Consider the following 8,704-nt stretch of genomic DNA (forward strand, 5'->3'; position numbering starts at 1 on the left):
CTGCCCCCTCTAACTCTTCCCATAAAACGCGTTCTCGACATGCACCGGCCAGCGCCAGGGCAGCACGGCGACCATGTCGAAGCGCATCGACAGCCTGCCGTAGTCCGCTTGGCGCGACAGCCAGATGTCGGCCGCGCCTTCTATTCGACGTTCCGATTCGTGGCCGATCGCCTCCATGGCTTCCATCAGCGACCGGCGCGCCTTGACCTCGACGAACAGCACCAGATCGCCGCGCCGCGCGATCAGGTCGATCTCGCCGAAGCGCGTGCGGTGGCGGCGGGCGAGAATGCGATAGCCTTTCAGCATCAGCGCTACCGACGCCAGCCATTCGCCGCGATGGCCGCGCCGATAGGCTTTCTGGCGGCTGGCGCTCGGGCGTTCAGCCACCGCCGCTTTCTCCCGAAGCATCCTTGAGCTCCAGCAATCGCCGATAGAGCGCCTGTTTCTGGCCGCCGGTCATCTTCGCGGCTTCCGCCGCCGCCTTGGAGGCCGGCATTTCGGCGGCAAGCGACAGAAGCAGACGGTCGATGTCGGCGGGTTCGTCGACCCTGGCCTCGGCCGGAGCGACGCAGACGACGATCTCGCCCTTCGGCGTATCGGCCGCGGCATAGTGGTCGGCCAGCGCCTGCAGCGTGCCGGTTCGCATCTCCTCGAAGGTCTTGGTCAATTCCCTGCCGATCGCGGCCTTGCGCTCGCCGCCCAGCGCTTCGACCATGGCACCGAGGGATTCGGCCAGCCGGCGCGGCGATTCGAAGAAAATCAATGTCGCCGGCACGGCTTTCAGTGCCTCCAGCCGCGTCAGCCGCTGCCCGGTCTTCACCGGTAAAAATCCGGCGAACATGAAGGCATCGGAGGGCAGGCCGGATGCGGTCAACGCCGCGAGCGGCGCCGATGGGCCGGGGATAGGCACGACGCGAATGCCGTGGTCGAGCGCCTCGCCGACCAGCCGGTAGCCGGGATCGGACACCAGCGGCGTGCCGGCATCAGAGATCAGCGCCACGCTCTGTCCGGCCTGCAGCGCCGCGATCAGCTTCGGCCCGGCCTCGCCGGCATTATGCTCATGATAGGCTGTGGTGCGGCGGCGGATGCCATAACGGTCGAGCAGCACGCGCGACACCCGTGTGTCTTCGCAAGCGACGATGTCGGCGGCGGCCAGCGTCTCCAGCGCGCGCAGCGTGATGTCGGCGAGATTGCCGATCGGCGTCGCCACCAGATAGAGCGCCGGCTCCAGCGGCCGGGCCGCGATCTCGGTCTGCCCGACCACATAGCTGCGCTTGCCCGTCTCTGCGGTCACTGACGACTTCTCCATTCAGCCCTGTTTGGCACGGCTGACGCGGGCTTGCAAAAGCTGATGCCGATGTAGGGAATTCGCCTTTCCTTTGCCACAGTGGGGAACCAAACCGGCGTTGGCAGATTAGCCCCCTGATTCCGGAGGAGGACAGGATGGATAGCCTCAAGATACAAGACGCTTTCGAACCCTACTATGCCGGCCGCAACCGCGTTGCCACCCCCAGGGACAAGCGCCCGTCTGCCAAGACCGAGCACAGCCTGACCGAAGAGCGCGTCGCCAGCACCTTGCCGACGAACGTCAGCCTTTCCGACAACAAACCCGACAGCACGACGGAGCACTGACCGGACGATGCCCAATCGCTTCGATATCTTCATCACCCGTCTTGAAACGAAGAACGCACGCCATGGCGCGCAACTACCCTCGATAGGCGACCAGCACAGCACCCGCCGCGATAAGGGTGACGCCAAGCCAGTTCGCTCCGGACAACCGCTCGCCGAGAAAGGCCGCGCCAAACACCGCCACAAGCACGACGCTTAGCTTGTCGATCGGCGCCACCTGCGCCGCATTGCCGATCTTCAGGGCGCGAAAATAGCAGAGCCATGAAGCGCCGGTCGCCAGACCGGACAGGGCGAGGAAAGCCCAGGTCTTTCCCGAGATCGTAGCCGGCGACTGGAATTGGCCGCTGGCGAGCAGGATGGCACCGAGCACGATCAGGATGATGATCGTGCGGATGAAGGTGGCGAAATCGGAATTGATGTTCTCGATGCCGACCTTGGCGAAGATCGCCGTCAGGGCAGCGAATGCAGCCGAGAGCAGTGCCCAGAATTGCCAGGAGGATACGGTCAGGTTCATGCGGGTGGCCTTCGCGGATGGCGTCTTAACCGAGATACCGCGAAACGCGTGCCTTCAGAAGGCCAATCAACTCCAGATCCAGGAATTCATAATTGTCAGGTATGTCGAGGCAGATCACACGCGCCTTCTTCAGGCTGGCCCTGAATTTCTTCTGCAGCTTGGTGCGGTGCGCCTTTTCCATGACGAAGATAATGTCGGCCCAAGCGACCAGCTCATGCGTCAGCGGCGTGTCGGCATCGTGGTTGGTTCCGGCCGAGGCCACCTCGATATCGCGGCGCGTTGAAAACACCTGTTCGGCGGTCGGGCTGCGCAAGCGGTTCTGGCTGCAGACGAAAAGGACGTTCTTCAAGGGTTAGCGCGCCAGATCGGCGACCACCGCGTCGAGCACGATCATGCCGGCGGCCGTGGCGCGCAGGCGCGCATTGCCGATCGGCGCCACCAGCCCTTCGCCCTGCAGCATCGACAACCGCGCGCTCGACAGGCCGCGCCCGGAGAACGCCTCGTAGCGGGAGAGGTCGATGCCTTCGGCCAGCCGCAGGCCCATCAGCAGGAATTCGTCGGCCTCTTCCGAGCGCGTCAGGATCTCGCCGCCGGTGACGCCATGGCCCTTGGCCTCGACCAGATTGGCCCAGGTTTCCGGCATCCGCTCGGCGATTGTCACCGTGCGGCGGCCGTTCTCGACGAAGCGGCCATGCGCGCCCGGCCCGACGCCGACATATTCGCCATAGCGCCAATAGGTCAGGTTGTGCCGGCTCTCGGCGCCCGGCCTGGCGTGGTTGGAAATCTCGTAGGCCGGCAGGCCGTGCGCCGTGGTGATCTCCTGCGTCAGCGCATAGAGGTCGGCGGCATGGTCATTGTCGGGGATGACGAATTTCTTTGCCGCATGCAGCGCGTGGAAGGGCGTGCCTTCCTCGATGGTCAGCTGGTAGAGCGACAGATGGTCGGCCGCATGGCCGATCGCCTGTTCCAGCTCCGATGCCCAAGCCTCCGGCGTCTGGCCGGGGCGGGCGTAGATCAGGTCGAAGGACAGCCTTGGGAATATTTCCCGCGCGAAGTCGATGGCGTGCAGGGCCTGTTCGACATTGTGCAAACGGCCGAGGAAGCGCAAATCCTTGTCGTTCAGCGCCTGCACGCCGAGCGACACGCGATTGACCCCGGCTGCCCGGTAGCCGCGAAAGCGCTCGGCCTCGACCGAGGACGGATTGGCCTCCAGCGTCACCTCGATGCCATCGGGCACCGTCCAGTTCTTCGCCACGGCGTCCAGAACCCTGGCCACGGTTTCCGGCTTCATCAGCGAGGGCGTGCCGCCGCCGAGAAAAACGCTGGTCACCTCGCGCGGCCCGGTGCGCTCGCGCATCGTCGCCAGTTCGACCTCGAAGGCGGCGGCAAAGCGCTCCTGGTCGACCGGCTGGTGGCGGACATGGCTGTTGAAGTCGCAATAGGGGCATTTGGCCGCGCAGAACGGCCAGTGGACATAGACGCCGAAGCCGGGCGCCCGGTCGAGCAGCATGCTCATGCCGAGCCCAATCTCGCCTTGGCGAATTTCTGGAAGGCACGGGCGCGGTGCGACAGCGCCGTGGCCTGGCCGGGCTTCCAGCCATGCTTTTCCTCAGCGCTCATCTCGCCGAAGGTTTTTTCGAAGCCATCGGGCAGGAACACAGGATCGTAGCCGAAGCCGAGCTCGCCGCGCGGCGGCCAGACCAGCGTGCCTTCGGCCTCGCCGCGATAATATTCGGCCTCGCCGTCGGGAAACGCCAGGCAGATGACGGCAACGAAACGTCCCTTGCGCTGTTGCGGCAAGGCCGCTCCGACTTCCTGCAGCGCCACTTCGGTGCGTTGCATGGCCATGCCGAAGTCACGCGAACCGTCCGGGGTTTCGGCCCAGTTGGCGGTGTAGACGCCGGGCGCGCCGTCAAGCGCGTCGACACACAGGCCGGAATCGTCCGACAACGCCGGCAGGCCGGTCGCCTTGGCGGCGGCGAGCGCCTTGATGTAGGCGTTCTCCTCGAAGGTGGTGCCGGTCTCGTCCGGCTCCGGCAGGCCATACTCCCTGGCCGACTTCGCTTCGAAGCCGAACGGTCCCATCAGGTCGGCGAATTCGCGCAGCTTGCCCTCATTATGGCTGGCGACGACGATCTTCTTGCCATCGAGAGAATGCATCAAAGGCCCCAGATTCTTGGCTCGGCAAATTCGATCGAATTGCCCGAGGGGTCGCGTATATAGATCGAACGGCCGCCCTGCGGCCACTCGAATTCGCTCTCGATGGCGATCTTCTTTGCCTCCAGATGGGTTTTCCAGCCGGCGATTTCATCGGCGGTCGCCGTAAAGCAGAGATGACCTTGGCCGACCGCGCCGTGCGGTGGCACCGGCAGCCTCGCGTCAGGCGCCGGCGGGATTTTGGTTGCCTCGGCGTTGAAGACGAGCAGCACGCCGGGGCCGCAGCGGAAGAAGAGGTGGCGGCCGTCGACCTTGCCGAGGAGATTGAGGCCGAGGATGTCGGTGTAGAAGGTTTCGGCGGCGGGCAGGTCTGTGACGTAGAGGGCCGATTCCAGGATCGCGGAGGGTGTCACGAGGCGCCCCCCTCTGGCCTGCCGGCCATCTCCCCCTCAGGTGGGGAGATTGGCAGCTTCTGCATTGTCGCGCACCCTACAACGCCGGAGATTGGCGAAGCCCTAGACGACATCCGATCTCCCCACTTGAGGGGGAGATGGCCGGCAGGCCAGAGGGGGGCGCTCAGGCTCGACATCTAAAAACTAAGCCACCGCCATCTGCTGCAAACTCACCAGGCGCTGGATGCCTTTCTTGGCCAGGCCCATCAGGTCCGCGAACTGCTCCTCGGAGAAAGGCTCGCCCTCGGCGGTGCCCTGGATCTCGACGATGCCACCCTTGCCTGTCATGACGAAATTGGCGTCGGTGCCGGCCGCGGAATCCTCGATATAGTCGAGGTCGATGACCGGCTGGCCGTCATGGATGCCGCAGGAGATCGCAGCGACATGATCCTTCAGCACCTTGGCGACGCTGGCCATCTGGCGCGCTTCCATCCAGCGCAGGCAGTCATACAGCGCCACCCAGCCGCCGGTGATCGAGGCGGTGCGGGTGCCGCCATCGGCCTGGATGACGTCGCAGTCGACGGTGATCTGCTGTTCGCCCAGCGCCTGCAAATCGACCACGGCGCGCAAGGAGCGGCCGATCAGCCGCTGGATTTCCAGCGTGCGGCCGCCCTGCTTGCCGGCCGAAGCCTCACGGCGCATGCGCTCGCCGGTCGAGCGCGGCAGCATGCCGTATTCCGCCGTCACCCAGCCCTTGCCGGAGTTGCGCATCCAACCCGGCACTTTTTCCTCGAGGCTGGCCGTGCACAGGACATGCGTGTCGCCGAACTTCACCAGGCATGAGCCTTCGGCATGCTTGGAGACGCCACGCTCGAAGGAGATGGCACGCATTTCGTCGAATTGGCGTTTGGAAGGGCGCATTCAGGGCTGCTTTCTTGTCATTTTTTCGGAATCTTGGCCGGCTTGTAACCGCATGGGACGCGTGGCGCAAAGGAAAATGGCCTGACGATCGGACACAGACACCGGGTTGCGCGGGTGCGGTGTAAGTCTGTATCCTTGGGCCGGAGGTTTTTGGCCGTATGACCAAGGCAGTCGATCCGAGTTCGCAGTCGCCCGCGCTTCAGTCGCCAGTATTCCAGGCGCTCGACATGCGTTCCCGCGACATCTTCCGGCGCATCGTCGATTCCTATCTCAGGGACGGTGAACCGGTGGGATCGCGCAGCCTGTCGCGTATCCTGCCGTCTTCACTGTCGCCGGCGACCATCCGCAACGTGATGAGCGACCTCGAGCATCTCGGCCTGATCTACGCGCCGCACATTTCGGCCGGCCGGCTGCCGACGCAGGCCGGCCTGCGTTTCTTCGTCGATGCCTTCATGGAGCTTGGCGACCTTTCCGACGAGGAGCGCCGCGCCATCGAGGCACAGGTGCGGGCGTCCGGTTCCGGTGCGACGCTGGAGCACATGCTGACCGAGGCCAGCCAGATGCTGTCGGGCATGTCGCGCGGCGCCGGCCTGGTGCTGGCCGCCAAGAACGAGGTGGCGCTGAAGCACATCGAATTCATCCAGCTTGAGCCGACCAAGGCGCTGGCGGTGCTGGTGTCGCAGAATGGCGACGTCGAGAACCGCGTCGTCGACCTGCCCGCCGGCATCACCGTCTCGCAACTGCACGAGGCCTCGAATTTCCTCAACGCCCATATACGCGGCCGCACGCTTGCCGAGGCGCGGATCGAGATCGCTCGCATCAAGGAAGAAACCAGGGCCGCGCTCGACACGCTGTCGCAGGACCTGGTGGAGAAGGGGCTGGCGGTGTGGGCCGGTGCCGACAGCGGCCTTCCGGCACGGCTCATCGTGCGCGGGCGTGCCAATCTGCTTGAAAACGTCACCGCCCAGGCCGACATCGAGCTGCTGCGCCATCTGTTCGAGGACATGGAGACGCAGGACGGGCTTATCCAGCTGCTTGACCTCGCCGAGCAGGGCTCGGGTGTGCGCATCTTCATCGGCTCGGAAAACAAGCTGTTTTCGCTGTCGGGCTCGTCGCTAGTCGTCGCCCCCTATCGCGACAAGGATGCCCGCGTCGTCGGCGCGCTCGGCGTCATCGGCCCGACCCGGCTGAATTACGCGCGCATCGTCCCAATGGTCGACTATACGGCGCAGCTGATTTCACGCATGCTGCGCTGAGCTGATCCAACCGAGGAGACGACGATGGCGCTCGAAGAATTCAAGGCCCGGATCAGCCTGCTGCTGGAGGAGATGGTCAACCAGCCGGAAGACCAGCACGAGATCCAGGAGCAGCTGCGCGAAAAGCTACGGGAAATGCGCGCCATGGGCCTGCCGCTGCCGGCTGACCTCGTCGAGTTGGAAAAACGCCTCGACGACGATTTCTACGCCGCCGGGACCTGAACCGGAAAACCGCAAGCTTCCTTCACCTCATCGTGTGCCGTGGAACGATCGACGAAACCGGTCGTTCCTGTTTTCACGCCCGAACATTGGAGGACCGAATGATGCGTTTTGCCGGCCCCGCACTTTCCGCCGCACTGTTTGTCTCGACCGCTTCATTCGCCCAGCAGGCGGACGAGCCGGTGCTGAAAGGCGCGGCCGCCTTCGGCGACTGGCGAGCGGACAAGCCGGGCACACGCCGCCTGATCAGACCGGATGATCTGCCCAAGCCCAATGCCACCCGGTCGACCTCGAACAGCGCCGGCATCGCGGACATGCCGGCAGACGCGAAGCTGCAACTGCCGCCGGGTTTCTCGGCCGAGCTGGTTGCATCGGGCATCGACAATCCACGCGTCGTACGCGTCGCACCGAATGGCGACCTGTTCGTCGCCGACAGCAAAGCCAACCAGGTCCGCATCTATCGCCTCGCCGAAGGCAGTGCGAAGCCGGCGCAGGACGGCATCTTTGCCGGCAATCTCAACCGGCCCTATGGCATTGCCTTCTATCCGCCGGGCGCTGACCCGCAATGGGTCTATGTCGCCAACAGCGACAGCATCGTGCGCTTTGCCTACCGCAATGGCGACCTGAAGGCCTCCGGCGACCCGGAAACCATCGTCGGCAACATCCCCGCCAGTCATCACTGGACCCGCGATATCGCCTTCTCGCCGGACGGCAAGACGCTTTACCTTTCGGTCGGCTCGGGATCGAATGTCGCCGAGGACATGGGCCGGGAGCCGAAAGGCGGACTCGATGCCTGGGCGAAATCGCAGCCGCTGGGTGCAGCCTGGGGTTCTGAAGACGGCCGCGCCGACGTGCTGGCCTTCGATCCCGATGGCAAGAACGGCCGCATCTTTGCCGCCGGCTTGCGCAACTGCTCGGGTATGACTGTGCAGCCGGCGACCGGCGCGCTGTGGTGCGTCGTCAACGAACGCGATGCGCTTGGCGACAATGTGCCACCCGAATACGCGACCGTGGTCAAGGAGGGTGCCTTCTATGGCTGGCCCTGGTACTATATCGGCAACAATGAGGATCCGCGCCACAAGGGTGAGCGCCCCGATCTTGCCGGCAAAACGACCGTTCCCGATGTGCTGATGCAGGCGCATTCGGCGCCGCTCACCATCGCCTTCTACGAGGGGAAGAGCTTTCCAGCTGAATACAAGGGCGATGCGTTCGTCGCTCTGCACGGGTCATGGAACCGCGGCAACAGGACCGGCTACAAGGTGGTGCGGTTGCTGTTCAAGGACGGCAAGCCGACCGGCGCGTATGAGGATTTCATCACCGGCTTCGTGGTTTCCAACGGTGAGGTCTGGGGCCGGCCGGTCGGCGTGGCGATTGCGAGCGACGGTGCGCTGATCGTCAGCGAGGACGGCAACGGCACCATCTGGCGTGTCACCCATGGCGACGGTCCGTCCTGATCTGCTCAGGTAACGCAGGCCCCCTCACCCGGATTGCCAACCGAATTGCGAAGAGCAATTCGGGACAATCCGACCTCTCCCCGAGGGGAGAGCGACTATCTGGGGTGTCAAGTTGCACTCGCGAACTCGTTGCGCGCATCGCGTGCTTTTGCATTGAGGATG

Annotated in this window: 12 protein-coding genes; 4 read left to right on the top strand and 8 right to left on the bottom strand. The window is 64.6% G+C overall.

All coding sequences use genetic code 11. The features are described 5' to 3' along the window. Positions 1–9 precede the first annotated feature (9 nt). Positions 10–387 (bottom strand): YraN family protein, encoded by a 378-nt coding sequence (locus AC0L2D_RS12965; protein ID WP_024502180.1) that lies wholly within the window; start codon positions 385–387, stop codon positions 10–12. Then, positions 380–1,309 (bottom strand): 16S rRNA (cytidine(1402)-2'-O)-methyltransferase, encoded by a 930-nt coding sequence (rsmI, locus tag AC0L2D_RS12970; protein ID WP_063173477.1) that lies wholly within the window; start codon positions 1,307–1,309, stop codon positions 380–382. Before rsmI ends, AC0L2D_RS12965 begins: the two co-directional genes overlap by 8 nt. Before the next feature lie 134 nt (positions 1,310–1,443). Between rsmI and AC0L2D_RS12975 the strand changes: the two genes are divergently transcribed. Further along, a complete protein-coding gene (locus tag AC0L2D_RS12975; RefSeq protein ID WP_013528626.1) occupies positions 1,444–1,632 on the top strand; it encodes a hypothetical protein in 189 nt (62 codons plus the stop codon). A gap of 73 nt (positions 1,633–1,705) precedes the next feature. Here AC0L2D_RS12975 and AC0L2D_RS12980 read toward each other — a convergent pair whose 3' ends face one another. From AC0L2D_RS12980 to rph, 6 genes are all read right to left on the bottom strand, one after another. Then, on the bottom strand, positions 1,706–2,143 hold the full coding sequence (locus AC0L2D_RS12980; RefSeq protein ID WP_063173476.1) for an EamA family transporter: 438 nt from the start codon (positions 2,141–2,143) through the stop codon (positions 1,706–1,708). 25 nt (positions 2,144–2,168) lie between these two features. Then, entirely contained in the window at positions 2,169–2,492 is a 324-nt protein-coding gene (locus tag AC0L2D_RS12985) for a low molecular weight protein tyrosine phosphatase family protein (RefSeq protein WP_473541226.1), read from the bottom strand. Between the two features lie 3 nt (positions 2,493–2,495). Then, positions 2,496–3,659 (bottom strand): radical SAM family heme chaperone HemW, encoded by a 1,164-nt coding sequence (gene hemW, locus AC0L2D_RS12990; protein ID WP_473541227.1) that lies wholly within the window; start codon positions 3,657–3,659, stop codon positions 2,496–2,498. Continuing rightward, positions 3,656–4,303 (bottom strand): RdgB/HAM1 family non-canonical purine NTP pyrophosphatase, encoded by a 648-nt coding sequence (gene rdgB, locus AC0L2D_RS12995; protein ID WP_473541229.1) that lies wholly within the window; start codon positions 4,301–4,303, stop codon positions 3,656–3,658. The genes hemW and rdgB overlap by 4 nt, the downstream gene beginning before the upstream one ends. Beyond that, complete coding sequence (locus AC0L2D_RS13000) at positions 4,303–4,713, bottom strand: VOC family protein (protein ID WP_127369521.1); 411 nt, start codon at positions 4,711–4,713, stop codon at positions 4,303–4,305. The genes rdgB and AC0L2D_RS13000 overlap by 1 nt, the downstream gene beginning before the upstream one ends. A gap of 183 nt (positions 4,714–4,896) precedes the next feature. Continuing rightward, positions 4,897–5,613, bottom strand: coding sequence for a ribonuclease PH (gene rph / locus AC0L2D_RS13005; RefSeq protein WP_013528632.1), 717 nt, complete (start codon positions 5,611–5,613; stop codon positions 4,897–4,899). A 158-nt stretch (positions 5,614–5,771) separates the two neighbouring features. Between rph and hrcA the strand changes: the two genes are divergently transcribed. The 3 genes from hrcA (at position 5,772) to AC0L2D_RS13020 (ending at position 8,542) form a co-directional block, all read left to right on the top strand. Continuing rightward, on the top strand, positions 5,772–6,869 hold the full coding sequence (gene hrcA, locus AC0L2D_RS13010; RefSeq protein ID WP_027161211.1) for a heat-inducible transcriptional repressor HrcA: 1,098 nt from the start codon (positions 5,772–5,774) through the stop codon (positions 6,867–6,869). Between the two features lie 24 nt (positions 6,870–6,893). Beyond that, a complete protein-coding gene (locus AC0L2D_RS13015; RefSeq protein WP_013528634.1) occupies positions 6,894–7,091 on the top strand; it encodes a hypothetical protein in 198 nt (65 codons plus the stop codon). Positions 7,092–7,189: 98 nt separating this feature from the next. Beyond that, positions 7,190–8,542, top strand: a complete 1,353-nt coding sequence (locus tag AC0L2D_RS13020) for a PQQ-dependent sugar dehydrogenase (RefSeq protein WP_082827514.1) — start codon at positions 7,190–7,192, stop codon at positions 8,540–8,542. Positions 8,543–8,704 lie beyond the last annotated feature (162 nt).

The organism is Mesorhizobium sp. WSM4833, from assembly GCF_055811095.1.